Genomic DNA, 26869 nt, shown 5'->3' on the forward strand with positions numbered 1-26869 from the left:
CAGGGATGGGTTCACAGCGGTCCCTGAAAGGGCCACCACACTTCGGTGCCCGCACCCAACAAGCCGTCCAATTCCAGTGCCGGCATCGGAGCGGGGCAACGCTTTCAGGGACCGCTGCAAGTCCATCCATGGACGCTGGCGCTTCGTCATCCCTGACGAAGAGCCTCCCTGAAAGCGTTGCCCCGCTCCAATGCTCCAAGCTCCGTGCAGGCTGCTATCTCTACTTCAATGCTGTCCAATAACCGGCAACATCCAGCATCCGATTCGCAAACCCCCACTCGTTATCGAACCAGCACAGCACCTTGATCATCTGCCCCCCACTCACCCGAGTGTGCCCGCCGTCGACAATCGCGGACCGGGCATCGTGATTGAAATCCGTGCTGGCCAGGAGTTCGTCGCTGTACCCAATAATACCTTCAAGGGACGATGCCGCGGTATTGCGGAGCAGCTCGTTCACCGCCGCTGCATCTGTCGTCGAGCGCACAGTCACCGTCATGTCGATGGCCGAGACGTTGATCGTTGGCACACGCACGGCGACCGCACTGAAGCGGTCCTTCATGGCCGGCAGGAGGCGTTCAATGCCGCGTGCCAGGCCGGTCTGGACCGGCACCATGTTGTGGAAGGCGCTTCGGGTGCGGCGCAGGTCCTGGTGGTGGTAGGCATCGATGACCGGCTGGTCGTTCATGGCCGAGTGGATGGTGGTGATGGAGCCGCATTCAATGCCGTAGGCTTCATCCAGGCGCTGGATGATGGGTACGATGCAGTTGGTGGTGCAGGAGGCGTTGGAGACGATGCGATCCTCGGGGCCCAGGGTGTCATGATTGACCCCGTACACCAACGTCCGGTCCACATCCGGCTCGGCCGGCTGTGAAAACATGACCCGTCGGGCGCCGCTGGCAATATGTTCTTCCGCAGAGGCCCTGCTGGTGAAGGCGCCGGTGCATTCCAGCACCAGGTCCACGTCCAGCTCCTTCCAGGGCAGCTTCGCCGGTGAGGGTTCGCGCGCGACGCGGATGGCATCGTCGTTGACGATCAGGTTCTCACCGTCCACCGCCACCCGGCCCGCAAACCGGCCGTGAGTGGTGTCGAAGCTTGTCAGGTGCGCGATGGTATCCGGGTCGGACAGCTCATTGATGGCCACCACCTGCAAGCGGTCCCGGTAGCCGTTTTCGTAGAGCGCGCGCAGGACGCATTGCCCGATACGCCCATACCCGTTTATGGCGACCCGTGCCACCACGCTGCCCGCCTCGCTCACTCGATGGATTCCAGGAGTTCTTCCGCCATGGAAAGAAGATTATCCGCCGTAAACCCGAAGGCCTCGAACAGCGGCCCTGCCGGCGCGGACTCCCCGAAGGTGGTCATGCCGAGCACCCGGCCGTCGATGCCAACGTACTTGTACCAGTAATCGGTAATACCGGCTTCAACCGCAATGCGGCAGGTTACCTGGGCAGGCAGTACTTCCTGCTTGTAGGCCGCATCCTGGGCTTCGAATACATCGGTGGACGGCATGGACACCACGCGCACCTGGCGGCCCTGCTCGCGCAGCTGTGAGGCCGCTTCCTGTGCAAGTGCCACCTCGGAACCCGTGGCGATGAAGATCAGTTCCGGCTCTGCGTCCGAATCCGAGAGGATATAAGCCCCACGGGCGATATTGGCCAGCTGCTGTTCGTCACGATCCTGGTGGGCCAGTCCCTGACGGGTGAACACCAGAGCAGTTGGGCCGTCATTACGCTCCAGTGCCGCTTTCCAGGCAACCGCCGTCTCGACGGTGTCACAGGGGCGCCAGAGGCTCATGTTGGGAGTCTGGCGCAGGCTTGCCAGCTGCTCCACCGGCTGGTGGGTCGGGCCGTCCTCGCCGAGACCGATGGAGTCGTGGGTGTAGACCAGGATGTTGCGCTGTTTCATGAGCGCGGCCATGCGCGTGGCGTTGCGCGCGTATTCCATGAAGATCAGGAAGGTCGCGACGTAGGGCACGAAGCCACCGTGCAGCGCCATACCGCTGCCCATGGCGGTCATGGCGAACTCGCGCACGCCGTAATAGATGTAGTTACCACTGGCGTCTTCGGCCGTAATGGGTTTGCAGCCTTCCCAGATCGTGTTGTTGGAGCCGGCCAGGTCCGCGGACCCTCCCAGGAGCTCGGGAAGCACAGAGCCGTATGCATTGAGGGTATTCTGCGAGGCCTTACGGGTCGCAATACTTTCCCCGGTTTCCTGGCACTGGCGGATGTAGGCGTCGGCTTTTTCAGCGAAGTCCGCTGGCAGGTCGCCCGCCAGGCGGCGCTTGAGTTCCGCTGCCAACTCCGGATAGGCCTTTTCGTAGTCATCAAAAAGTGCCTGCCACTGTTTCTCGGCACTGGCGCCCTGCTCGCGAGCATCCCAAGCACTTCGGATATCGTCCGGAACCTCGAAGGGCCCGTGGGTCCACCCCAGGTTCTGGCGGGTGGCCTCAATCTCATCATCCCCGAGAGGCGCACCATGGCTGCTCTCGGAACCGGCCTTACCGGGAGAGCCGAAACCAATCACCGTCTTGCAGCAGATCAGCGTGGGCTGGGCGGTGTTGGCTCGTGCCTTTTCAATGGCCGTCTTCACCGCCTTGGAATCGTGCCCGTCCACATCGGAAATCACCTGCCAGCCGTAGGCATCAAAGCGCTTGGGGGTATCCTCGGTAAACCAGCCGCTGACATCGCCATCAATGGAAATACCATTGTCATCGTAGAACACCACCAGCTTGCCCAGTCCGAGGGTGCCGGCCAGCGACGAGGCTTCGTGGGAGATCCCCTCCATCAGGCAACCGTCCCCCACGAAGGCGTAGGTGTAATGGTCCACGACCGGGTAACCCTCGCGGTTGAACTGCGCCGCCAGCGTTTTCTCCGCCACCGCCATGCCAACCGCATTCGCCAGCCCCTGGCCGAGCGGGCCGGTTGTTGTTTCAACGCCGGGCGTATAGCCGTATTCCGGGTGCCCCGGTGTGCGCGAATGCAGTTGGCGGAACTGCTTGAGATCCTCGATACCCAGATCATAGCCCGTCAGATGAAGCAGGCTGTACTGCAGCATGGAACCATGGCCATTGGACATGACGAAACGGTCACGGTCCGGCCAGGACGGATTGGACGGGTTATGGTTCAGGTAGTCGTTCCAGAGCACCTCGGCAATGTCGGCCATTCCCATCGGGGCCCCTGGATGGCCCGACTTGGCCTTCTGAACCGCATCCATACTCAGGGCACGGATGGCATTGGCAAGGTCTTTACGCGAGGGCATTAACGGAATCTCCCCATTAACTGGATTCGGGTGGTGCCCGGAGGTCGGGCCCCATTAAAGGCGCGTATTTTCACCGATCAGCACGCCATTGAGCAAATAATTAGCAACCACCTATATCAATTTTTTTTGATATAGCCGTTGACCCTCACCCGCTTCAGCCGTAGACTCTCGCCAATGAATTCAACGGCACCCGTCAAATCCGCAAATACCGAGACAGCGCTCCAGTCCCTGGCGACGCTGTACAAAGCGGGCGGTGACCCGCTCAGGCTCGATATCCTGCGGGTTCTCCAGCGCGACACCTTCGGGGTCATGGAGTTGTGCCAGCTCTTTAACATGCGCCAGTCCGGTATGAGCCATCACCTTAAGGTGCTGACCCAGGCCGGGCTGCTTGAGCCGCAACGGGAAGGCAATGCGACCTTCTATCGTCGCCCCCTGCTCAGGATCGGCGACGAGCCCCGATACACGGCGGTCAAGGCAGTATTTGATGCTGTCGACCAGATTGCCCTTTCCGACGCGGTGCTCGACCGAATCCGCAATATCCGGCGCCAGCGCTCGGAGCAGTCCCAGGTCTTTTTCGCCCGATACGCACGTCGGTTCCGCGAGCAGCAGGAGCTGATTGCGGGCCATGAACGCTACGCCCAGCCCGTGGCGGAGCTCATCCGCCGCCGCTTCCCCTGTGACGGAACCGGGAAGGCACTTGAGATCGGGCCGGGCGAGGGCCCTTTTCTGCCGATGCTCTCGGGCTGTTTTGAAGAGCTCGTAGCGGTGGACAACGTTCGCGCCATGCTTGATCGCGCCGAACAGTATTGTGAACAGAAGGGACTCGGCAATGTACGGCTTGTACATGGCGAGTGTCCTGATGTGATTGAACAGCACGAAACGTTCAATCTGGTGGTGGCCAACATGGTGCTTCACCACGTGGCCAGCCCCGCGAACATCTTTCGCGACAGCGCCCAGCTGCTGGAATCCGGCGGCCGAATGATCATCAGTGAACTCTGCCGGCACGAACAGAGCTGGGTCAGGGACAACTGTGGCGACATCTGGCAGGGCTTCGAACCGGAAGAGCTTACGGGGTGGGCAACAGACGCGGGTCTGAAACAGGGCGAAACCCTGTTCATCGGACTGCGCAACGGTTTTCAGATCCAGGTCAGGGAATTCACGGCCTAGAAACCGGCTTCCTTTAATGACCTTAAACGACCTTCAAAAGGAGGAAAGCAAGTATGAGTGACTACAGTCTCTTCACATCCGAGTCGGTAACAGCCGGCCATCCGGACAAGCTGTCCGACGCCGTATCCGATGCCATTCTCGACCGCATCCTGCAGGACGACCCCTATGCACGTGTCGCCTGCGAAACCGTGGTCAAGACCGGCATGTGCCTGATCGCAGGCGAGATCACCACCAACACGAACGTCGAGTTCGAAGAAGTAGCGCGTAAGGCCATCACCGACATCGGCTACAACCACTCCGACGTTGGCTTTGACGGCAACACCTGTGCCTTCATCAACGTTGTCGGCAAGCAGTCCGTCGACATCGCTCAGGGCGTTGACCGCTCCAAGCCGGAAGATCAGGGCGCTGGCGACCAGGGCCTGATGTTCGGTTATGCCTGTAACGAGACCGACGTCCTGATGCCGGCTCCGATCTGCTACGCGCACCGTATGTGCGAAAAGCAGGCCGAACTGCTGCAGAGCAAGAAGCTTGACTGGCTGCGTCCCGACGCGAAGAGCCAGGTCAGCTGCCGTTATGAAGACGGCAAGGTAACCGGCATCGACGCCGTTGTCCTTTCCACACAGCACAGCCCGGACGTTTCCCTGGAGCAGCTGCGTGAAGCCGTCATGGAAGAGATCGTCAAGGACGTGATCCCGTCCAACCTGATCCACAACGACACCAAGTTCCACATCAACCCGACCGGCAACTTCGAAATCGGTGGTCCGGTAGGTGATGCGGGTCTGACTGGTCGTAAGATCATCGTTGACACCTACGGCGGCATGGCACGCCACGGCGGCGGCGCATTCTCCGGCAAGGATCCGTCCAAGGTTGACCGGTCCGCTGCCTACGCTGGCCGTTATGTTGCCAAGAACGTCGTTGCTGCCGGCCTGGCCGACAAGTGCGAGATCCAGATCTCCTACGCCATCGGCGTTGCCGAGCCGACGTCCATCTCCATCAACACCTTCGGTACCGGCAAGATGGATGACCGTCAGATCGAGCAGCTGGTTCGCAAGACCTTCGACCTGCGTCCCTATGCACTGACCAAGCAACTGGATCTGCTGCATCCGATGTACCGTGAAACAGCTGCCTACGGTCACTTCGGCCGCGAGCCGGTCCAGAAGACTGTTAACGGCCAGACCTTCACAACCTTCCCCTGGGAAAAGACAGACAAGGCGGACGAACTGAAGGCCGCAGCCAAGTAATCCAGCTCTACCCTGCAGGGACGGCCTCGGGCCGCCCCTGTTGCGGCACAGATTTACCCAAACGAATCAGGAGTATTAACAATGCCTTTGGACAGTAATTTTACTGACTACAAAGTAGCTGACATCGACCTTGCCGGCTGGGGCCGCAAGGAAATCGCCATCGCCGAGAGCGAAATGCCGGCGCTGATCAAGCTGCGTGAAAAGTATCGCAAGGATCAGCCGCTGAAAGGCGCCAATGTTATGGGCTGCATTCACATGACCGTGCAGACGGCCGTGCTGATTGAGACCCTGACCGCACTGGGCGCCAACGTGCGCTGGTCTTCCTGCAACATCTTCTCCACCCAGGATCAGGCCGCTGCCGCCATCGCCGCGACTGGCGTTCCGGTATTCGCCTGGAAGGGTGAGACTGAAGAAGAGTACGAGTGGTGCATCGAGCGCACCATCGGCGCCGACGTTGACGGCTGGGAACCGAACCTGATCCTGGACGACGGCGGTGACCTGACCGAGATGCTGCACGAGAAGTATCCGGAAATCCTCAAGAACTGCCACGGCATTTCCGAGGAAACCACCACGGGCGTTCACCGTCTCGAGCACATGATCGAAGAAGGCAGCCTCAAGGTGCCGGCGATCAACGTGAACGACTCGGTCACCAAGTCCAAGAACGACAACAAGTACGGCTGCCGCCACAGCCTGAACGACGCACTCAAGCGTTCACTCGACCACCTGATGTCCGGCAAGAAAGCGCTGGTCATCGGCTATGGCGACGTTGGCAAGGGCTCCGCGCAGTCGCTGCGTCAGGAAGGCATGATCGTTCGCATCTCCGAGATCGACCCGATCTGTGCCATGCAGGCGTGCATGGACGGCTACGAAGTTGTTTCTCCCTACATCAATGGCGAGAACAAGGGCAATGCCGATTCCATCAACAAGCAGCTGCTGCAGGACACTGACGTTCTGGTAACCACTACCGGTAACGTTGATGTGTGTGACAAGCACATGCTGGCCGCGGTCAAGTCCGGCGCCATCGTCTGCAACATCGGTCACTTCGACAACGAGATCGATACTGCGTACATGCGCGAGAACTGGGAATGGGACGAGATCAAGCCGCAGGTTCACAAGATCTATCGTGACAAGTCCAAGGACGACCATCTCTTCCTGCTGGCTGAAGGCCGCCTGGTTAACCTGGGCAACGCCACAGGCCATCCGTCACGGATCATGGACGGCTCCTTCGCGAACCAGGTTGCAGCACAGATGTACCTGTTCGAGCGCAAGTTCGCCGACCTGCCGGAAGACCAGAAGAAGGACAACCTTTACGTTCGCGTCCTCCCGAAGGAACTGGACGAAGAAGTTGCCCAGTACATGGTCGAAGGCTTCGGTGGCGTGATCACCCGGATGACCAAGGAACAATCCGACTACGTCGGCGTTCCGGTTACCGGTCCGTTCAAGGCGGAAGCCTACAAGTACTGATCCCCGGGATCAGTATGGATGGCAGCAGCCGGGGCGCTACGCGCTCCGGCTGCCCGGTTTTGATTCAGTGAACATCGGGCCAGGAGCCCGGAAGGAACAGAACCATGCAAAGCCAAAAGCAGTTCCAGAGACGCTTCAGCTTCGAGTTCTTCCCCCCGAAGACCGACAAGGGCGTGACACAACTGCAGACAACACGGGACAGGCTTGCTGAGCTGAACCCGGATTTTTTCTCGGTCACATTTGGTGCCGGCGGTTCAACCCGTGAGGGTACCAAGAACACCGTGATCGACCTGAACAGTCAGGGCATCTCAACGGCACCGCACCTTTCGTGCGTGGGGTCGAATAAAGAGATCATTTCCGAACTGCTCGACACCTATAAAGACAACGGTGTTGATCGGATCGTTGCGCTGCGTGGCGATATCCCATCTGGTATGGGCAATACCGGTTACGGCGAAATGCGCTATGCCAACGAGCTGGTGGAATTCATCCGTGAACACAGCGGCGACCACTTCTCTCTGGAAGTCGGCGCCTATCCGGAGTTCCATCCCCAGGCGCCCAATGCCGAGGCAGACCTGCTGAACTTCAAGCGCAAGATCGACGCCGGTGCCAACAGTGCCATCACGCAGTACTTCTTCAACGCCGAAGCCTACTTCCATTTCATGGATCGGCTGGAGAAGATGGGCGTGAACATTCCCGTGGTACCGGGCATCATGCCCATCATCAACTTCCAGAAGATATCGCAGTTCAGCGAGATGTGCGGTGCTGACATCCCACGCTGGATCCGCAAGCAGATGGAAGCCTATGGGGATGACTCGGAGTCGATCAAGAAGTTCGGCGAAGAAGTGGTTACCCGTATGTGCGAGGAGCTCCTTGACGCCGGCGCTCCGGGCCTCCACTTCTATACCCTGAACCAGGCCGACGCCAGCCTCAATATCTGGCATAACCTGGGTCTGGACAAGGAACGGGCCGAAAAAATCGCATTCTGAGTTGAAACCTCGGGTAATGACGATCCGAAAAAGCCCGCCGGAGACAGCGATGTCTCCGGCGGGCTTTTTTTCATCTCCATTTCCGGTTCCCTGCCCGCCACGCGCGAGTTCCCGTCACTACAGCCCTTTCCCCTGACCACCTTTCCACCGTATCATCAGCCCCCACCCGCATTACTGATTGCCAATCCAGGAGGTCTGGTGTGACATCCAACCGCGAGATGATTGAACGGGACCTGAAAGCCGTCTGGCACCCCTGCACCCAGATGAAGGACCATGAAACCCTGCCCCTTATTCCGTTCAAGAGCGGCAAGGGCGTCTGGCTCCATGATTTCGACGGTAACCGCTACATCGACGCGGTCAGCTCCTGGTGGGTCAACCTCTTCGGCCATGCCAACCCGCGCATCAACGAGGCCATCAACCAGCAGACGCAGCAGCTTGAGCACGCCATGCTTGCGGGTTTTACCCACGAGCCAGTAATTGACCTGTCCGAACGACTCATAGACGTCACACCAAAGGGGCTGAACCGGTGTTTCTATGCGGACAACGGGTCGTCCGCCATCGAGGTGGCGCTCAAGATGAGCTACCACTATTTCCGCAACACCGGCAAGCCCGAGAAAAAGAACTTCATCAACATCTCCAACAGCTACCACGGGGAAACCCTGGGCGCGCTGGCACTCAGCGACGTGGGCCTGTATCGCAAGACCTATGAACCGCTGCTGATGGAGATGCTGACGGCTCCGGCACCTGATGCCTTCCACCGGGAAAAGGGCGAAAGCTGGGAAGACTATGCCCTGCGCCAGTTCGAGCACATGGAAAAGCTGATGGCCGAGAATGCGGACAACGTCTGCGCCGTCATCATTGAACCCCTGGTCCAGTGCGCCGGCCATATGCGCATGTACGATGCGGTCTACCTGAAAAAGCTGCGCGAAGCCTGTGACCGCTACAACATCCACCTGATCGCCGACGAAATCGCCGTGGGCTTCGGCCGTACCGGCACCCTCTTCGCGTGTGAGCAGGCCAACATCTCGCCGGATTTCATGTGCCTGTCCAAGGGCCTAACCGCCGGCTACCTGCCGCTGTCCATCACCATGACCACGGACGACGTCTTCAACGCCTTCTACGACGACTTCGACACCATGAAGGCCTTCCTGCACTCCCACAGCTACACGGGCAACCCCATCGGCTGTGCCGTGGCCAGGGCCACCCTGGACATCTTCCGGGACGACAATGTCCTGGAAAGCAATCGGCGCAAGGCGCAGGTCATGGGGGAAAGCGTGGAGCACCTGCGTGACCATCCCCATGTGGGCGATATCCGCCAGCACGGCATGATCCTGGCCATGGAGCTGGTGAAGGACAAGGCCACCATGGAGCCCTTCCCCTGGCAGGAACGCCGCGGGCTGCGCGTCTACCAGCACTCCATCACCCGCGAGGCACTGCTGCGCCCGCTGGGCAACGTCACCTACTTCATGCCGCCCTACGTCATAAATGAGGACGAGATTCGCCATCTGGCACAGGTGGCAACCGAAGGCATTGATATCGCAACGCGGGACTGAGAGTGGATGCGGATTCCCAGGATCTACACCGAGCAAACGCTGACCGCCAACACCGAGCAGATGCTGACCGGCAATGCCGCCCACCATGCCGGGCGCGTCCTGCGCATGGAAGCTGGGCAGTGGCTCACCCTGTTCAATGGCGACGGCCTGGATTACCACGCGGAAATCCTCGAAGCGGGACGCAAGTCTCTGCAGGTGCGGATAACGGAATCCGAAGCTCCGGGCACGGAATCCCCTCTTATCATCACCCTGGGCCAGGTCATGTCGCGGGGTGACCGGATGGACTACGCCATCCAGAAAGCGACGGAACTCGGCGTTACCCATATCCAGCCACTGACCAGTGACCGCTGCGAAGTCAAGCTCAGCGGAGACAGGGAGCGCAAACGGGTCGCCAACTGGCAGCAGGTTGCCATCAGCGCCGCCGAACAGTGCGGCCGCGCCCGGATTCCGGACATCGCGCCTCCGATCAAGCTCGGAGACTGGTTAAGCGCCTGCAACCAGGACCTGCGCCTGGTGCTGCACGACCAGGGCCGCCCACTCGGCCGCGACATTGCCCGGCCCGACTCAATCGCCCTGCTTGTCGGGCCCGAGGGGGGTCTTGCATCCCCCGAAATCGAAGCCGCTCATAACGCGGGTTTCCTGCCACTGGCCCTTGGCCCCCGCGTGATGCGTACCGAAACGGCGCCTGTTGCCGCCCTCAGCCTCTGCCAATGGCTCTGGGGCGACTTCCACCAATCAAATAAGGCTGAAACTGCATGATGGACCTGCTTGCCAATCCGGAACTCTGGAAGTACCTCAGCATCCCCGTCATCGCCGCCCTGATCGGCTGGGTCACCAACTGGATGGCCATCAAGCTGACCTTCTATCCGCTGGATTTCATCGGCATCCGCCCCTTCCTCGGCTGGCAGGGCATCATTCCCTCCAAGGCCGAGAAAATGGCCACCATTGCCGTGGACGCCACCATCGCCAAGATCGGTACCGTCCAGGAAATCTTCGAATACATCGACCCGCGTGTACTGACCCAGTACGTGGTCGACCACACCGTACCGCGCACCGAAGAGTACGTGGATGAGATCATGCTCGCGGAACACCCCACCTTCTGGGAAAACCTCCCCCAGCGGGCCCGCGAAATGGTCTATGAACGGGTTCGCAAGCGCTCACCGGAGCTGGTGGACAACCTGGTCGACGATTTCTCCGACAATGCCGAAGACCTCCTGGACATCCAGTCGATGGTTGTAGAGCAACTGGGCGAGGACCGGACCCTGCTGAACCGAATCTTCCTGGAGTGCGGCGAAAAGGAATTCCGCTTCATCATCAACTCCGGCCTCTATTTCGGCTTTGGCTTCGGCCTGATCCAGATGGCGACCTGGTATTTCTTTCCGGCCGGCTGGATCCTGCCCGCCTTCGGCCTCCTGGTCGGATGGGCCACCAACTGGATCGCCCTGAACTTCATCTTCCGGCCCCTCTACCCCGTGAAGATCGGCCCCTTCCGCCTGCAGGGCCAGTTCCTGAGGCGCCAGCCGGAAGTTGCCCAGTCCTTCTGCCACATTGTCACCCATGAAATCCTGACCGTGGGCAATCTCGTGGACGCTATCCTCAACGGGTCCAAATCGCACCGTGCCCGCAATCTGGTGCGCAAGCACATGAAGAAGCTGGTGGATGAGACCGCCGGAATGGGCAAGGCTTTCACCCAGGTGGCCTTCGGCCCGACGTCATTCGCGAACCTCAAGCAGCGGGTCGGCGATCTCTCCATTGAAATCGCCGGGGAAACCTTCGACGACCCCATGTTCGCCAACGACCGGGCCCAGGCGGTTGAAGAGATCATGCGGCGCCGGATGGAAGAGCTCTCCCCCGAGGAATTCCAGGACCTGCTGCGCCCCTGCTTCCAGGAGGACGAGATCAAGCTCATCGCCGCCGGCGCCGCACTGGGTTTCCTGGCCGGTCTGGCGCAGCTGACCTTTATCTTCGGGGCGACGATGTTCTGAGCAGCCATGGGTTTGATGGAGCGCACACGCCTACAAGCTGTTACCCATTCGGTGAAAGCGCTGGTGTATGATTCCGGTTACTAAACAGACGCAGCCCCAGGGGTGCGCATAACGATATCCGGGAATCCAGAAGGCCCAGATGACGCGGTACAGCCTTTCCTTCCTGCTCATCGCAGTGTCCGCTATCGCGGGACTATCCGCCAATGTGCAGGCGGAACCACTCGAGTTCGGCTACATCGAACTCCCCCCGTTTGGGTACACAAACAGCGAGGGCGAAGCCAGCGGCTATCTGGCCAAGCTGTCAAAACAGGTCTTCCAGGAAATGGGGCTGCCGGTGCACTATCAGCAGCATCCGGCTTCCCGGCTCTACCATCAGCTGAAAACCGGCGATACGGCCCTGACCATGGGGCCTGCGGGTCTGCACCAGCTGCGTCGGGCGGCCCTCGAGAGCCAGGAGCCGGCAATAACCCTCACCCTTGCCATCTACCACCGCCAGGATACTGACCCCGTCTTCAGCGTGGAGAACCTCAAGGGCAAGCGGGTTGTCCTCATGCAGGGCTATTCCTACGGGCGACTGCGTCGTTTCTTTGAGGAAGAAGCGGATAACATGCAGATCAACTATGCGCGCACCCATGTCTCGGCGCTGAAGATGCTTCTCTACGAACGCGCGGATTACCTGCTCAACTACCAGATCCCCGCGGAAACCGTCATTGCGCGGAATGGCCTCAGTGGCCTGAAAGGCCAGGTTATTGGAAAAACCCCCATACACCTGTTTGTCTCCCGGCAGACCGACGGTGCACAGCAAATCATTGAACAGTGGGACCATCACCTCAGGAAGCTGAAGCAGAACGATGGACTTCCAACCTTCCACTATTACAAGAAATTCGAGTAGCACCCACCAGCTCGCACCCATCTCCCCTGAATGGGGGATGGGCGATCGTGGCCGTTAAGGGCAAGAATAGTTGCACCTGCTTAACAACAACAAAGAGGTTCAATAATGCGACAATTCAAGCTTTCCCTGTTACTCCTGTGTGCCGTAATCATCGGCGCCCCATCCTCGGCCCTCGCGTCCTATACGGACACGAAGCACCCCATAGTTCTGGTTCACGGCCTTGCCGGTTTTGACACGGTTGGCGGCCTGGTCAACTATTTCCACTCGATTCCGTATCAACTGGAGCGCTCGGGCGCTACCGTACACACGGTCAGCGTCTCCTTCGTGAATGACAGCTGGACCCGCGGCGAGCAGCTGCGCGACCAGCTCTACGCCCTCCCCGGCCAGAAGTTCAACCTGATCGGCCACAGCCAGGGCTCTCCCACCTCACGAGTCGCCGCCCACCTTGCTCCGGAGAAGGTGGCATCCGTTACCTCCGTAAACGGGGTAAACAAGGGCTCGAAGGTCGCCGACGTGCTCAGGGGTGTTCTCCCGCCGGACAGCTCCATTGAAGGGGGCGTCTCCGCCATCGCGGACGCGGCTGGCAGCCTGATCAATGAACTCACCGGCAGCGACAACCCGCAGGATGGTGTTGCGGCCCTCGAAACCCTGACCACCCCCGGGACCAACGCCATCAATGACGCAACCCAGTGGCGCGGGGTCAACCGCGGCAGCTGCGCCGGGACCCAGGAAACCTATCACATCAACGGCCATCCGGTTCGTTACTTCTCCTGGGGTGGCGGTGGTCGCTGGACCAACGCCCTGGACGCAACCGATCCGTTCCTTGTGACCACGGGGCTGGTCTTCAATCAGAGGAACGACGGTCTGGTCAGCACCTGCTCCATGAAACTGGGCAACGTCATTGGCACCCACTACACCATGAACCACATCGACGCGGTGAATCACCTGTTCGGGCTGCGCTCCATCTGGACCAACCCCGTCTCGCTGTACCGCAGTCACGCAAACCGCCTGAAGAATCGCGGTCTGTAAAACGTCATCCTTAAGGCCTTGCCGGCCGGCACCGGATAAAGCAGTTCCGGTCCCGGCCGGTTTTCAGTTGTGCAGGACTGCTTCATGGGAGCCACGTCGTGAGTCAGACAACAACCTTCAAACCCATACTGTTCGGAACCGCTGTTCTCGCCGCAACGCTGCTGATCGGAATCATTGCGCTGCTTGCGCAGTCCTCGGGATCCAGCGAGAGAGCGGAGTCTACAGAGCCAGCCGGGACCGGGCCTGAAACCGCTGCCGAAGACAGCACCTCCCCGGGGGAGGAGCCAGGCATCGTCAATGCCAACCGCAAGGATGTGAAAGCCGCCTACGCCACCCGTAAGGAGTGGGAGGGCGAGCCCTTTACTTCTTCGCTGCAGGGCACCGAGATTGATGGCAGCCTCAAGGCGGATGCCCAGGGCCGCCTGATCGTGGATCTGGAAACCCGCGATTTCTTTGACTACTTCCTCAACACCGTCGGTGAGGTCGAGGAAGGCGAGGCCGTGGACCAGATCCGGGCGCTTGCCGAGTCCCACCTGCCTGAATCCGCCGTCATGGAAGCGATGGATCTTCTCGAGCACTATATCGATTACAAGGAAGAGGCCATTGCCATCAACAGCCAGCCTGTGGACCGGGAAGCCGCGCAGAGCCCACAGGGGCAGATGCGGATTCTTGAGCAGGGACTGGCGGACATGAAGCGCGCGCGGCGAGACACCCTGCCACCGGAGGCCGTCGATGCCTTCTTCTCCCTGGAGGAAGCCTATGGCGAATTCACCCTCCAGCGCATGCAGATCCAGCGCAACAGCGAACTGTCCGCGCAGGAAAAACAGCAGCAGCTGCGCCTCGCCGAAGAGCAGCTTCCGGAGCCCATCCGGGAGACGGAGCGCCATATCCAGGAAACCAATGACTACCAGCAACAGGTGAAACAGACCATCGACCGGGCCTCGTCGCCGGATGACGCAGCCGATCAGCTCAAACGGCTGGGACTTTCCGACGAACAGGTTGAAAGCATTGCCGAGCAGATGCACAGCGACGAACAGTTTGAGGATCGCTACGCCGACTATCGCCGCAAGCGTGAAGAGCTTCTGGAATCCGGCCTCAGCGAGCAGGACCGGGAGCAGACTCTGGAACGCCTGCGAAAGAAGCACTTTGAAAGCCGGCAGGCGCGAAGCAAGGCACAATTCCGGGATCTTGATGGCTGATCCGCGCATCAGGGTGGTACGGGCGGTTCGGGAACTGCTTTAATAAAGCCTTTCCGGAGACAGGGCAGTTCCCGAATGACCTACGAACAGCTCCAGAAACAGAAGCAGCAGGGCTTTAAGGGGCTACGCTTCAGCGAACCCCTGGAGACCGCCTACCAGCAGCACCGGGCACAGAACATGCGCCTGCGTGCGCGCCCCGTGGCCGCCAGCGCCCTGGTCCTGTTCATCGTCTATGCGCTGCTGGACTTCCAGACCCTGCCCCTGGAACTGGCCGAACAGACGGTGGTGGTCCGCCTTTTCCTGATCTGCCCGCTGATCATTGCCATCCTGGCGCTGAGCTACTCGCAGCTCAACCCCATCCATTTCGCCCGGTGCTACACCCTGTCCTTCCTGATCGGCGGCCTCTTTATCGTGCTGATTCTCTATCTGGCACGGCGCCAGGGAGACCCGCTCCCCTATGACGGCCTCCACATCATGCTCATGTTCGGCTACCTGGTCATGGGTCTGCCATTCCGGGGGGCAGCCCTTATGGCGAGCGGAATCGTCGCGGCGTACATCGCCATGGAAACCTCCATGAAGGTGCCCGGGATCTCCGCCACCGCCAACGGCTATTTCCTGCTGACGACCCATGCCATCGGCATGGTGGGGGCCTGGCTCCAGGAACACGCGGGGCGCCACCACTACCTGGACAGCTCAATGCTGGAACGCGCCCGCCAGCAGGCCCAGAGCGCCAGCCACCAGAAGACCCGCTTCATTGCCGCCGCCAGCCATGACCTGAGACAGCCGCTGAACGTGATCAATCTGCTGGTCGACAACCTGCAGAAAGAAAGCGACGAGACCCGCAGAGAGGCCATCATTGAGCGCCTGGGCCACTCCACCACACAGCTGAACCGCCTGCTGCACACGCTTCTGGATATCTCACGCATCAAGGAGGGCATGGTCCAACCGGATATCCGCCCATTGCTGATTACCAATATCCTGGAGCAGGTCCGTTTAAGTGTTGAGGAACGGGCCCAGGCGGACGGCGTAGCCTTCACCATCGAGGACATGCCGAAGGCATCCGGCGTTGCCGCCGATCCCACCCTGCTGCACCGGGTACTGGTCAATCTGGTCTATAACGCCCTGAAACATGCCGGCGCGGACAACGTGCGCCTGTCCGCCGTCCAGTCCGGCGCCCGGATCCGGTTCCAGGTCTCGGACAATGGCTCGGGCATTCCGGAAGCCATCCAGTCCCGCCTTTTCGAGGCGTTCTACCGGCCCGAGGAAGGGCCCGTCGAAGACAAGGGGCTGGGACTGGGCCTGGCCATCGTCAAGGAACTGACCGAACTCATGGGCGGTCGATGTGGTGTCCAGTCAGCCCCCGGTAGCGGCAGTGATTTCTGGGTGGAGCTGCCCTCCCGGCCGCCACCCCCGGACGCCCTCCCGGAATCCGCCATCAAAGGCCGCACCGCCCTTGTGGAGGACGGCGTTCTGGTGGTGGAAGACCAGAGCGATACGCGCCAGTGGCTCCAGTCAATGATCCGTAACTGGGGCTACACGGCCGTTGCCTGCCCCGACTGCCAGAGCGCCCGCGACGCCGTTGATGAAACCGGCCCCTTCGCGCTGGTGATGACGGACCTTAACCTTCCCGACGGCAGCGGCATGGAGCTGATTCAGGAGTTCCGGAGCCATTACCCGCAGCTGCCCGCCTTGGTCATCACCGGCGATGCCGAGACCGTCGACGACGTTCCCACGGACCAGAGCCTGCGAATCCTGCACAAACCCCTTGCCCCGGCACGCCTGCACACCGCCATCAGGCAGATCATGGGCGTGGCCTGAGCGTGACTAGTCCACGAGCCCCATGCTGCGGGCGAGGTTCGCGCATTCGGTGCGGTTGTGAACGCCCAGGGTGGAATAGAGCGACTTGAGATGGGTCTTGACCGTATGGTCAGTGAGGCTCAGCTTCTGGCAGATCCGTTTGTTCGGATAGCCTTCCGCCAGCAGAGCCAGCACGTCGCGCTGCCTTGGCGTCAGTGACATCGGGGTCTGGCTCGTAGTCACCATGGCATCCGGGAAGAACAGCCCCCCGCCCGCAATGGTGGACAGCATCCGGGCCAGCGACTGCTGATCACAGGACTTGGCCACGAAGCCCATCGCCCCCGCCGCGCGCGCCGCATTCACGGCTTCCTCATCATCGCGACTGGAAATCACCACCACCGGGATCGGCAGCCCCATGGTTTCCAGGGTCCCGAACAGCCCCAACCCGCCCCGATCCGGCAGGCTCAGGTCCAGCAGGATCAGGTCCGGATGGGGACCCGACTGCAGCACCCGTGTTGCTTCGCCCAGGGAATCCGCCGTAGCCACCGCCTCAACACCGTGTGTCACCTGCAGCGCCTGGGCGAGTCCGGCCACAAAAAAGGGATGGTCATCCACGATCAGAACCCGGCGTATTATCGCCTGCTTCATCGGAGTACCCATAAGCCCATTACACTATTGTTATTGGACTTACCAGTTTACCCCCAAGCAAACGCCCTGTGCGGAAATGGATCACGCTATCGAGTTACAGGCGCTTTCATCCCGGATCCACTGGGCCAGTGTACGCTGAAGCATTTCGCCGCCCATGGCGGTCCATTCGGGGCAATCCACCTCAGGGAGACGCTCAACCAGACCGTCCTCATCCGCACGAACCGCATCCAGGACATCAACAACCCGCATACGGTCCAGCGAGCGCGCGGGGATCAGCTCCTCACCGTCGTCGCCTCCCGGGTGCAGAAGGCCTCCGCGAATGAGCTTGTCACTGACCTTCTGGGTAATATCGCCGGGCACTCCCAGGTCGAGGGACAGAAACTCCTGACGGGGCGGCTTATCCCCCCGATCAAAGGCCGTGGCCACCCAGCGCATGATCACCAGGGCCAGACGCTCCTCCAGTTGCGGCGAGGAACGCACGTCACGGCGCGCGGAGATCGCCTGTTCGTGCTGGTGGTAGTAACTGATGCTGGCGCCGGTCAGCAGGATCATCCAGTTGATGTAGAGCCAGATCAGCATCAGGATCCCGATGGCAAAACTGGAGTAGATAGCCTCGTAGCGGGTGGCATTCACCGCGAATGAGGCGAAGGCGATGCTTGCGGCCTGCCAGGCCACGCCCGCTACCAGGCCCCCGGCGAAGGCACTCTGGGGCCTTACCCGGGTATTGGGCACAAAGATGTAGACGAAGGTGAACGCAACGACCGTCAGCAGGAAAGGAGTGAGACGTCCAATGAGAGCAACCAGCGTTCCGAACGGTTCTATGGCCCGGATGTCCTGGACCACCTCGGACCCGAAGATGGTGGCCGAGACGCCGATACCCGCCACCATCAACAGTGGCCCAATGGTGATTACGCTGAGGTAGTTGGAGAAACGCTGGCCCAGGGGTCGCCCCTGGGGCGCCCGCCAGACCATGTTGAACGAGCCCTCGATCTTCTGCACCAGGGCAACCACGGTGTAAACCAGCAGCAGCAGGCCGACGGAACCCAGCACGCCAACCTCGATGTTATCCACGAACGCGATCACCTGTTCCGCCATTTCCTCGCCCTGGGCGCCCAGGGGCTGGAAGAACTGGTACAGGAAGGGCATCAGCTGGTTGTGAACGCCCATGGCCTTGAGCACGGAAAAGCTCAGCGCCAGCAGCGGCACAATGGACAGCAGGGTGGTGTAGACCAGGCTCATGGCATGCAGATTCAGGATGCCCGTGCTCAGGTCCCTGACAACGGCATAGGCAATACGGGCCTGCCGCCGCGCAATCGCGGCAGCGCGCGACATGGGTTGTTCCTGGCGCTGCAGGAGCCAGTATTTCCAGCCGTTCCATTGGTCGCGAAGGGATTCAGGGATCACGCAAAGCTCCTTTTTGATTCGCTGTATCCGACTTTACCCTACCGAAGGGGCTGGAAAACACAGATTAATGAAGTTCTTCAACGGATAGCGGAACTCCCCAGTAGAATCCCTGCCCCTTCAAGCCGGGCAAACGCTTGAGCCAGTCCACGACCATTTCGCTTTCCACGCCCTCAACAACCACTGTGAGACCCAACGAATCGGCAAGCTCAATGGCACTCAGGAAGACCCTCTGGCGGGATTCACTCTCCAGAATGTCCGCAAGGAAGCTGCGATCAATCTTGAGCTCATCCAGGTCCAACCCCGCGAGTGTCCCGAGCGAAGAATAACCCTTACCGAAATCATCCAATGCAATATGAAACCCTTCCCTGCCCAGGGCCTTGATGACGGAACGGGCCGTCTCCTCATCGGACATAACAGCGGTTTCCGTAATTTCCAGAAGCATCCGTTCGGGTTCGACGCCGCGCGCACGTACCACAGACGCCGCTTTCTGCGTGAACCCCGGTTCAACCAGATCGCGCGCCGAGATGTTCACCGCAACCCGGATGCGATTGCCGTACCGCTCACTCAGCACCGGAAGATCGGCTGCGGCGCGATCAAGCGCCCACATTGTGACCTGGTGAATCGCGCCCAACTGTTCCGCCGCCGGAATCCAGTCATCCGGTGACACAGAACCAAACTCCGGGTGATTCCAGCGGGCCAGGCCCTCGAACCCCACCACCTCGCCGGTCGCCAGGCACACCTTATACTGGTAATGAAGCTGGACATCCCCACTGCCCAATCCCCTCTCCAGATCCAGCATCAGGAGCTGGCGATTATGGTGTTTCTCCGCTCGAGTGGGTTCATAGAAGGTCAGCTGGCTTTCCGGGTCATGGCTCGCAAAGCCCGCGCAGGAGAGCATGTCGGATGCCAGGCTGGCATGCTCGGGCGCGGATGCGACGCCCGCCGAGGCGCCCCAACTGAATACGAAATGCTCACTGATGAAATCCTGCTCAAACCAGGCTGATAATGCCACCCAGAAATCCTCCTGTCCGGCTCCGGCACTGGTCCGGAATGCGAACGCATGGCTGGCGAGATCAAAGGTAGCCAGGCATGCCCCCTCGATCCTTATAAGCGACTCACCCAGCCAGTCCTCCAGAAAGTATTCAAGCTGACCCAGGTAGGTCCGCAGGAGAGCCTCAGCGTGCTGATAGCCAACGGTGCGCTCAATCTCGTAGTAACGATCAAAGTAGAAACAGACCACCGTATAGGGCTCCCGATCGGGATCAAGCCCCGCCAGCGCTTCTTCAAAAACAGGCCTTGTGGGGTAGCCGGTAGCCCGGTGCGTTCGCAGCAGACGGTGGTAATCACTCTGCAGCCGGCTGCGCAGTGACTGCTCCTGTCTCGCCTCGCGCTTGAGGCGCAGCTTTTCACGCTGCTCGCGAATGAAAAGGTGGGCCATGGATCCAGTCAGGGTCAGGGTGGCAAGGACCGCCCCGATCGAGAAACCCGCATTGGTAATGGTGTTGATGGGAAGCCAGCCCACGGTGCGCAGTGAAGCAACGGACACGCCCGCCCCCACCATCATCATGGCAAGTGCAAAATAGCGGGCATTAAGCGAATACTGTAGCCGGCGCAGGGAGAGGGCAAGAATGAGGAAAGATCCGCCGATGCCCACAACCAGTAATGTGCCCTGCCCGGGAAAAGGCCACCCGAGGAGTTCCGCGCCAATGATGCCCACGCCGATAAATGACAGCAGCTGCATGCCGGCATCTTCCCAGCCTCCCAGGCTGAGGTGGTGGCGCGCGAACTGGCTGATTGAAACCAGGCACACCGGCATGGTGACAATAGTCAGCGCATTGATCCACGGAAGGTTCGGCCAGAGGAGCCAGAGCCCAAACCCGCTCAGGACCAGCTCACTGTGCAGGATGCTGACAAGGAGAACGGTAAGCCAGGCAATACTTTTTTGCCGGAAAAACAGTATAACCGCCAGGTTGATGACCAGCCCGAAAAGCAACAGCCCAATCAGCAGGCTCTCCCAGGCCACCATCCGGGCAGCCACGCCGGCAAGTTCCCAGGTGCGCTGAACCGACACTGGCAACATGACAGGCCCATCATTGCTGACCTCAAAAAGCAGCAGGGTTTCCGAATCCGGCGGCACATTCACCGGCCAGGCCCAGAAAGGCAGATCCAGCAGACGCTGACTTCTGGGTTTCAGTGAACCCATGGTTGCCATCGGCAGCGCGCGCCCCGTTTTCGAGTCGATACGCACCGGCCGGATCTGATCCAGGAAGGGTGCCGGCACCACCACCCAACGCTCAATCGGACTGGTCCCACTGTTTTTGATGCTCACCCGGAAGGTGGCAGGTTTTTCCAGATATCCCAGGCCGGACCAGTTCGACTGCAGCTCAGCCCACCCCTCATCCCGGGCCAGATCACCGGCGAGAATTTCCGACAGTGGTTGTTTACGGTATTCTGTAGGCTCGTACTGGATGGGCCACCCGCCCCGATCAACAACCGAGGCCGAGGCGGGACTGCCCGGTTCGCTCGCGGGCATAAGAAGCAGCGCGCCCGCCAGCAGGGTTGCGGCCATGAAAAGCAATGGCGTCCAGAGCCCTGTGCGGAATGCCCATAAAGCCGATCGGAGGCGCGAAACTCCCCTGCGGGAAACGGAGTCCGACGAACTGGATTCCATGCTCATTCCTTCGAATCAATAGCCGCATGTTACACTGTGATTACATGCGGAAATATTTATTAACATTTTGATTTTCAACTGATTTTACACCAACTTTGACTCGCTTTCATTGACCCTTTCAGTCGGGCAGCCAAACCCAAACATTGGAGGACCTCCCAGCGATGGCCGAAAACAGTAACCGCCGCTACTCAAGCAAGATTGTCGACGGCGTTGGCAAATCCGCCAGCCGTGCCATGCTCCGCGCCGTTGGTTTCAACGACGAGGATTTCAAAAAGCCGCAGGTCGGCATTGCCTCCACCTGGAGCATGGTTACCCCCTGCAACATGCACATCAACAAGCTGGCGGAACATGCCGGCGAGGGAGCGGATGAGGCCGGTGGCAAGAGCGTGATCTTCAATACGATCACCATCTCCGACGGTATTGCCAACGGCTCAGAGGGCATGAAGTACTCGCTGGTCTCGCGGGAGATCATCGCCGACTCCGTCGAGGCCGTTACGGGCTGTGAAGGCTTTGATGGGCTTGTCACCATCGGTGGCTGCGACAAGAACATGCCGGGCCTGCTCATGGGCATGGCGCGCCTCGACCGTCCGTCCATCTTCGTCTATGGCGGCACCATCCAGCCCGGAGAAGGGCATACCGACATCGTGTCCGTGTTCGAGGCCATTGGCGCCCACGCCAAGGGCGACAAGTCGCTGATCGAGGTCAAGCAGATCGAGGAAACCGCCATTCCGGGGCCGGGTTCCTGTGGCGGCATGTACACGGCCAACACCATGGCATCCGCCATTGAAGCGCTGGGCATGAGCCTGCCCAACAGCTCGGCGCAGAACGCGGTTTCCCAGACCAAGGCCAAGGACTGCCACGACGCGGGCGCTGCCGTTCTGAAACTGCTCGAACAGGACATCAAGCCCTCGGACATCATGACCCGCAAGGCCTTCGAAAACGCCATCACCCTGGTAATCGCCCTCGGCGGCTCCACCAACGCCGTCCTCCACCTGCTGGCCATGGCCAACACCGTCGGCGTCGAACTGTCACTGGACGACTTCACCGAAATCGGCAAGCGCGTCCCGGTTCTCGCAGACCTGCGACCCAGCGGCCAGTACATGATGTCCGAACTCGTCGCCATCGGCGGCATCCAGCCCCTGATGAAGATGCTGCTGGAGCGCGGCCTGATGCACGGCGACTGCCTCACCGTCACCGGCCAGACCCTGGCCGAAAACCTGGCCGATGTTGAGCCCTACCCCGAAAGCCAGGACATCATCCACAGCTTCAACAACCCGATCAAAGCCGACAGCCACCTGCGGGTCCTCTACGGCAACCTCTCCCCCACCGGCTCAGTCGCCAAGATCACCGGCAAGGAAGGCACCAAATTCACCGGCACCGCCCGCTGCTTCCAGTCCGAAGAAGAAGCCCAGGAAAAGATCACGGATGGCACCGTCACCGCCGGCGACGTCGTCGTCATCCGCTACGAAGGCCCCAAGGGCGGCCCCGGCATGCGCGAAATGCTCACCCCCACCTCCGCCATCATGGGCCGCGGCTTGGGCAACGACGTCGCCCTGATCACCGACGGCCGCTTCTCCGGCGGCAGCCACGGCTTCGTCGTCGGCCACGTCACCCCCGAAGCCGTCGACGGCGGCCCCATCGCCCTCCTCCAGGACGGCGACACCATCACCATCGACGCGGAAACCAACCGCATCGACGTGGCCCTCAGCGACGAAGAACTGGAAAAACGCCGGGCACAGTGGCAGAAACCCGCCCCCAAATACCGGCGCGGCACCCTGGCAAAATACGCTAAAACCGTAAATTCTGCCTCCGAAGGCGCGGTAACGGATATGCCGGACTGAAAGGCCAGACGGCAAACTCCCGAGGTTGACGCTCCGGGGCCGGGTAACCCTTTCAGGGAGGCTCGATGACAGGATGTCATCGCGCCAGCGCCCAGGGATGGGTTCACAGCGGTCCCTGAAAGGGTTACCCGGCCCCGGAGCTGCACGAAACCAACCAGCGCGCACCCAAGCACGATCAACCAGCCCTAAAAGCACCACCCGCCCCCGGAGCTGTACCCAACACACAGCACCCTCGAAACCCAGAGCTGAACAAAAAGACACCCACTATCCCCCTATTCAATCCCGCCCCCTTCTACTATTCTCAATAGAAGACCAACGGCTGCACCCAGTTCACAAAGCCCACAATCGGGCTCGTTATTGGTGCGCCACACTCTAGAATTGAAAAAAGAACCAGAATCCAGGAAGAGATCATGATGAACTGACACCATCAAGGGAGACGTGCGGCTGGAAAGCCCCGCTCCCACATGTGGTCACAGCAAGGGGGCCGAGCATGACAATACTGCAGCGCTATCAGGATCGCTATAAGGCGACCCAGGAAGAAGAGATGAGCCTGGAAGAATACCTGGCCATCTGCAAGCAAGACCCGTCCGCCTACGCCACGGCGCCCGAGCGGATGCTCCTCGCCATCGGCGAACCGGAACTGGTGGACACCTCACTCGATCCACGCCTCTCCCGGATCTTCCAGAACAAGGTCATCAAGCGCTACCCGGAGTTCTCCGAGTTCTACGGCATGGAAGAAGCCGTGGAGAACATCGTCTCCTACTTCCGCCACGCCGCCCAGGGCCTGGAGGAAAAGAAGCAGATCCTGTACCTGCTCGGCCCCGTCGGCGGCGGCAAATCCTCGCTCGCGGAAAAACTCAAGTCCCTGATGCAGAAAGTACCCTTCTACGCCATCAAGGGCTCGCCCGTGAACGAATCCCCCCTGGGCCTGTTCGACCCGGAAGAAGACGGCCCCATCCTCGAAGAGGAGTACGGGATTCCCCACAGGTATCTCAAGAGCATCATGTCGCCCTGGGCGGTCAAGCGCCTGCACGAATACGGCGGCGACATCAGCCAATTCCGGGTGGTCAAGAAATACCCCTCCATCCTGGACCAGACCGCCATTGCCAAGACCGAGCCCGGTGATGACAACAACCAGGACATCTCGGCACTGGTCGGCAAGGTCAACATCCGGATGCTCGAGGACTACAGCCAGGACGACCCGGACGCCTACAGCTTCAGCGGCGGCCTGAACCGCGCCAACCAGGGCATCATGGAATTCGTGGAGATGTTCAAGGCGCCCATCAAGGTGCTGCACCCGCTGCTGACCGCCACCCAGGAAGGCAACTACAACACCACCGAAGGCATGTCCTCGATTCCGTTCGACGGCATCATCATGGCCCACTCGAACGAGTCCGAGTGGCAGACCTTCCGCAACAACAAAAACAACGAGGCCTTCCTCGACCGCGTGAACATCGTCAAGGTGCCCTACTGCCTGCGCGTCACCGAGGAAACCAGAATCTACCAGAAACTGCTCCGGGAAAGCTCCCTGGCGGGCGCCCCCTGCGCACCGGACACCCTGAGCATGCTGGCGCAGTTCACGGTGCTGTCGCGGCTGGTGGAGCCGGAGAACTCCAGCATCTACTCCAAGATGAAGGTCTACGACGGCCAGAACATCAAGGATACGGACCCCAAGGCCAAGTCCATCCAGGAATACCGCGATGCAGCCGGGGTGAACGAGGGCATGGACGGGCTGTCCACGCGCTTCGCGTTCAAGATCCTGTCCAAGGTGTTCAACTTCGACACCACCGAGGTGGCGGCCAACCCGGTGCACCTGCTCTATGTGCTCGAGAAGCAGATCGAGCAGGAACAGTTCCCGCCGGAGACCCACGAACGCTACCTGCGCTTCATCAAGGAATTCCTGGCGCCGGAGTACGTGGAGTTCATCGGCAAGGAAATCCAGACGGCCTATCTCGAGTCCTACTCCGAGTACGGCCAGAACCTGTTCGACCGTTACGTCACCTATGCGGACTTCTGGATCCAGGACCAGGATTACCGGGACCCGGAAACCGGGGAGATGTTCGACCGCGCCGCCATCAACGAGGAACTCGAAAAGATCGAGAAACCGGCGGGCATCAGCAACCCCAAGGATTTCCGCAACGAGGTGGTCAACTTCGTGCTGCGCGCAAGGGCCAGCAACAACGGCCAGAACCCGTCATGGCTCAGCTACGAGAAGCTGCGCAGCGTGATCGAACAGAAGATGTTCTCGAACACCGAGGAGCTGCTCCCGGTTATCTCGTTCAACCCCAAGGGCTCGGAAGAAGATCAGCGGAAGCACCAGCAGTTCGTGGACCGGATGATCGAGCGCGGTTACACCGAGAAGCAGGTCAAGCTGCTTGCCGAGTGGTATCTGCGCGTCCGGAAATCCCAGTAACCAGCAGGTGTCTTAATGGGGATCAGTCACGTTGTTGACCGTCGCCTGAACGGCAAGAACAAAAGCGCCGTGAACCGCAACCGGTTCCTGCGGCGCTACCGCAGGCACATCAAGAAAGCGGTGTCCGAAGCCGTTCACAACCGCTCCATTACCGACATGGAGCAGGGTGAGCAGGTCAGTATTCCGAACGAGGACATCCAGGAGCCGGTCTTCCACCACGGCGCTGGCGGCAACCGCGAGATGGTCCACCCGGGCAACAAGGAATTCGTGGCCGGGGACCGTCTCCCGAAGCCGCCCGGCGGCGGTGGTGGCGGCAGCGGCCAGGGCCAGGCCAGTGACCAGGGCGAGGGGATGGACGAGTTCGTCTTCCAGATCACCCAGGAGGAATTCCTCGACTTCCTCTTTGACGACCTGGCGCTGCCCTTTCTGGTGCGCAAGAAACTCAAGGACACCGACTCCTTCCAGTACGTGCATGCCGGCTTCACCACCGACGGCACCCCGGCCAAGCTCAACGTGGTCCGCTCCCTGCGCAAGGCCTATGCCCGGCGCATCAGCCTGGCCGGCAAACGCAAGCGCCGGATCAGGGAGCTGGAACAGCAGATTGCGGCCCTGGAAGCCGAGCCGGACGCGGAAGACCCCGCCTTCTCCAAGGAGCGCCCGCTCGAGACACTCCGGGAAGAGCGGGACGAGCTCAAGCGCCAGGTCAAGCGCATCCCCTGGATCGACGAGATCGACCTGCGCTACCGCCAGCACCGCAAGGAGCCCAAGCCCTCCACCAGCGCCGTCATGTTCTGCCTGATGGACGTCTCCGGCTCCATGACCCAGGTGCACAAGGACATCGCCAAACGCTTCTTCATCCTGCTGTATCTCTTCCTGCAGAAGAACTACAAGCGCATCGAGGTGGTGTTCATCCGCCACCACACCGCCGCCAAGGAAGTGGACGAGGAGGAATTCTTCTACTCCCGCGAAACCGGCGGCACCATCGTCTCCAGCGCCCTCAAGCTGATGCACCGCATCATCGAGGAGCGCTACCCCACCGAGGACTGGAACATCTACGCGGCCCAGGCCTCGGACGGCGACAACTGGAACGACGACTCCCCCATCTGCCGCCGGCTGCTCAAGGAGAAGATACTGCCGCTGGTGCAGTACTACGCCTATGTGGAGATCACGCCGCATGAGCACCAGGCGCTCTGGTACGAGTACGAGAGCGTGCAGGAGGAATTTCCCGAAATTTTTGCCATGCAGCAGCTCACGGATGCCAGCGAGATCTACCCGATCTTCCGTGAGCTGTTCGAGCAGAAGACGACCTGAGGAGGCCGCC

Annotated in this window: 19 protein-coding genes; 14 read left to right on the top strand and 5 right to left on the bottom strand. The window is 60.5% G+C overall.

Annotation, left to right across the window (positions count from 1 at the left end; genetic code table 11):
• Positions 1–220: 220 nt before the first annotated feature.
• Together DES49_RS05965 and tkt are read right to left on the bottom strand one after the other, a co-directional pair.
• Positions 221–1255, bottom strand: coding sequence for a glyceraldehyde 3-phosphate dehydrogenase NAD-binding domain-containing protein (locus tag DES49_RS05965; RefSeq protein ID WP_243864908.1), 1035 nt, complete (start codon positions 1253–1255; stop codon positions 221–223).
• On the bottom strand, positions 1252–3258 hold the full coding sequence (gene tkt / locus DES49_RS05970) for a transketolase (protein WP_133735466.1): 2007 nt from the start codon (positions 3256–3258) through the stop codon (positions 1252–1254). The genes DES49_RS05965 and tkt overlap by 4 nt, the downstream gene beginning before the upstream one ends.
• A 174-nt stretch (positions 3259–3432) precedes the next feature.
• On the opposite strand from tkt, the gene DES49_RS05975 reads away from it, so the two are divergent.
• The 11 genes from DES49_RS05975 (at position 3433) to DES49_RS06025 (ending at position 16592) form a co-directional block, all read left to right on the top strand.
• Positions 3433–4425 (top strand): metalloregulator ArsR/SmtB family transcription factor, encoded by a 993-nt coding sequence (locus DES49_RS05975; RefSeq protein ID WP_133735467.1) that lies wholly within the window; start codon positions 3433–3435, stop codon positions 4423–4425.
• Positions 4426–4478: 53 nt separating this feature from the next.
• A complete protein-coding gene (gene metK / locus DES49_RS05980) occupies positions 4479–5666 on the top strand; it encodes a methionine adenosyltransferase (RefSeq protein ID WP_133735468.1) in 1188 nt (395 codons plus the stop codon).
• 81 nt (positions 5667–5747) lie between these two features.
• Positions 5748–7130, top strand: a complete 1383-nt coding sequence (gene ahcY / locus DES49_RS05985; protein ID WP_133735469.1) for an adenosylhomocysteinase — start codon at positions 5748–5750, stop codon at positions 7128–7130.
• A 104-nt stretch (positions 7131–7234) separates the two neighbouring features.
• Entirely contained in the window at positions 7235–8116 is an 882-nt protein-coding gene (gene metF, locus DES49_RS05990; protein ID WP_133735470.1) for a methylenetetrahydrofolate reductase [NAD(P)H], read from the top strand.
• Between the two features lie 200 nt (positions 8117–8316).
• Positions 8317–9669: an adenosylmethionine--8-amino-7-oxononanoate transaminase gene (locus DES49_RS05995; RefSeq protein ID WP_279591377.1), complete on the top strand. Its 1353-nt coding sequence runs from the start codon at positions 8317–8319 to the stop codon at positions 9667–9669.
• A 6-nt stretch (positions 9670–9675) separates the two neighbouring features.
• A complete protein-coding gene (locus tag DES49_RS06000) occupies positions 9676–10428 on the top strand; it encodes a 16S rRNA (uracil(1498)-N(3))-methyltransferase (RefSeq protein WP_133735471.1) in 753 nt (250 codons plus the stop codon).
• A complete protein-coding gene (locus DES49_RS06005) occupies positions 10425–11654 on the top strand; it encodes a DUF445 domain-containing protein (RefSeq protein ID WP_133735472.1) in 1230 nt (409 codons plus the stop codon). Before DES49_RS06000 ends, DES49_RS06005 begins: the two co-directional genes overlap by 4 nt.
• 139 nt (positions 11655–11793) lie before the next feature.
• Positions 11794–12546: a substrate-binding periplasmic protein gene (locus DES49_RS06010; RefSeq protein WP_133735473.1), complete on the top strand. Its 753-nt coding sequence runs from the start codon at positions 11794–11796 to the stop codon at positions 12544–12546.
• A 105-nt stretch (positions 12547–12651) separates the two neighbouring features.
• Complete coding sequence (locus tag DES49_RS06015; RefSeq protein ID WP_133735474.1) at positions 12652–13575, top strand: esterase/lipase family protein; 924 nt, start codon at positions 12652–12654, stop codon at positions 13573–13575.
• Between the two features lie 98 nt (positions 13576–13673).
• Entirely contained in the window at positions 13674–14774 is a 1101-nt protein-coding gene (locus DES49_RS06020; protein ID WP_133735475.1) for a lipase secretion chaperone, read from the top strand.
• A gap of 75 nt (positions 14775–14849) precedes the next feature.
• Positions 14850–16592, top strand: a complete 1743-nt coding sequence (locus tag DES49_RS06025) for an ATP-binding response regulator (protein ID WP_133735476.1) — start codon at positions 14850–14852, stop codon at positions 16590–16592.
• A gap of 6 nt (positions 16593–16598) precedes the next feature.
• Here the strand turns inward: DES49_RS06025 and DES49_RS06030 are convergent, their stop codons facing one another.
• The 3 genes from DES49_RS06030 to DES49_RS06040 form a co-directional block, all read right to left on the bottom strand.
• Complete coding sequence (locus DES49_RS06030; RefSeq protein WP_166646004.1) at positions 16599–17219, bottom strand: response regulator transcription factor; 621 nt, start codon at positions 17217–17219, stop codon at positions 16599–16601.
• 81 nt (positions 17220–17300) lie between these two features.
• Positions 17301–18623 (bottom strand): YihY/virulence factor BrkB family protein, encoded by a 1323-nt coding sequence (locus DES49_RS06035; protein ID WP_243864910.1) that lies wholly within the window; start codon positions 18621–18623, stop codon positions 17301–17303.
• 64 nt (positions 18624–18687) lie between these two features.
• Positions 18688–21294, bottom strand: coding sequence for an EAL domain-containing protein (locus DES49_RS06040; protein ID WP_208297022.1), 2607 nt, complete (start codon positions 21292–21294; stop codon positions 18688–18690).
• Positions 21295–21455: 161 nt separating this feature from the next.
• Here DES49_RS06040 and ilvD point away from each other — a divergent pair, with 161 nt between their 5' ends.
• The 3 genes from ilvD to DES49_RS06055 all read left to right on the top strand — a co-directional run bounded on the left by ilvD (position 21456) and on the right by DES49_RS06055 (position 26859).
• Positions 21456–23135 carry a dihydroxy-acid dehydratase gene (gene ilvD, locus DES49_RS06045; RefSeq protein WP_133735479.1) on the top strand — a complete coding sequence of 560 codons (1680 nt, stop codon included), beginning with the start codon at positions 21456–21458 and terminating at the stop codon, positions 23133–23135.
• A 490-nt stretch (positions 23136–23625) separates the two neighbouring features.
• A complete protein-coding gene (locus DES49_RS06050; protein WP_133735480.1) occupies positions 23626–25548 on the top strand; it encodes a PrkA family serine protein kinase in 1923 nt (640 codons plus the stop codon).
• A gap of 15 nt (positions 25549–25563) precedes the next feature.
• Entirely contained in the window at positions 25564–26859 is a 1296-nt protein-coding gene (locus tag DES49_RS06055; RefSeq protein WP_133735481.1) for a YeaH/YhbH family protein, read from the top strand.
• Positions 26860–26869 lie beyond the last annotated feature (10 nt).

This window comes from Halospina denitrificans, from assembly GCF_004364635.1.
In the GTDB taxonomy this organism is placed as follows: Bacteria; Pseudomonadota; Gammaproteobacteria; order Pseudomonadales; family Oleiphilaceae; genus Halospina; species Halospina denitrificans.

Coding starts and splice junctions, on each gene's coding strand:
- DES49_RS06010 (WP_133735473.1), top strand. CDS start 11,794: ATGACGCGGTACAGCCTTTCCTTCCTGCTCATCGCAGTGTCCGCTATC.
- DES49_RS05975 (WP_133735467.1), top strand. CDS start 3,433: ATGAATTCAACGGCACCCGTCAAATCCGCAAATACCGAGACAGCGCTC.
- DES49_RS06005 (WP_133735472.1), top strand. CDS start 10,425: ATGATGGACCTGCTTGCCAATCCGGAACTCTGGAAGTACCTCAGCATC.
- ilvD (WP_133735479.1), top strand. CDS start 21,456: ATGGCCGAAAACAGTAACCGCCGCTACTCAAGCAAGATTGTCGACGGC.
- DES49_RS06030 (WP_166646004.1), bottom strand. CDS start 17,219: ATGAAGCAGGCGATAATACGCCGGGTTCTGATCGTGGATGACCATCCC.
- DES49_RS06025 (WP_133735476.1), top strand. CDS start 14,850: ATGACCTACGAACAGCTCCAGAAACAGAAGCAGCAGGGCTTTAAGGGG.
- DES49_RS06040 (WP_208297022.1), bottom strand. CDS start 21,294: ATGGAATCCAGTTCGTCGGACTCCGTTTCCCGCAGGGGAGTTTCGCGC.
- metK (WP_133735468.1), top strand. CDS start 4,479: ATGAGTGACTACAGTCTCTTCACATCCGAGTCGGTAACAGCCGGCCAT.
- DES49_RS06050 (WP_133735480.1), top strand. CDS start 23,626: ATGACAATACTGCAGCGCTATCAGGATCGCTATAAGGCGACCCAGGAA.
- DES49_RS06000 (WP_133735471.1), top strand. CDS start 9,676: ATGCGGATTCCCAGGATCTACACCGAGCAAACGCTGACCGCCAACACC.
- ahcY (WP_133735469.1), top strand. CDS start 5,748: ATGCCTTTGGACAGTAATTTTACTGACTACAAAGTAGCTGACATCGAC.
- metF (WP_133735470.1), top strand. CDS start 7,235: ATGCAAAGCCAAAAGCAGTTCCAGAGACGCTTCAGCTTCGAGTTCTTC.
- tkt (WP_133735466.1), bottom strand. CDS start 3,258: ATGCCCTCGCGTAAAGACCTTGCCAATGCCATCCGTGCCCTGAGTATG.
- DES49_RS06055 (WP_133735481.1), top strand. CDS start 25,564: ATGGGGATCAGTCACGTTGTTGACCGTCGCCTGAACGGCAAGAACAAA.
- DES49_RS06015 (WP_133735474.1), top strand. CDS start 12,652: ATGCGACAATTCAAGCTTTCCCTGTTACTCCTGTGTGCCGTAATCATC.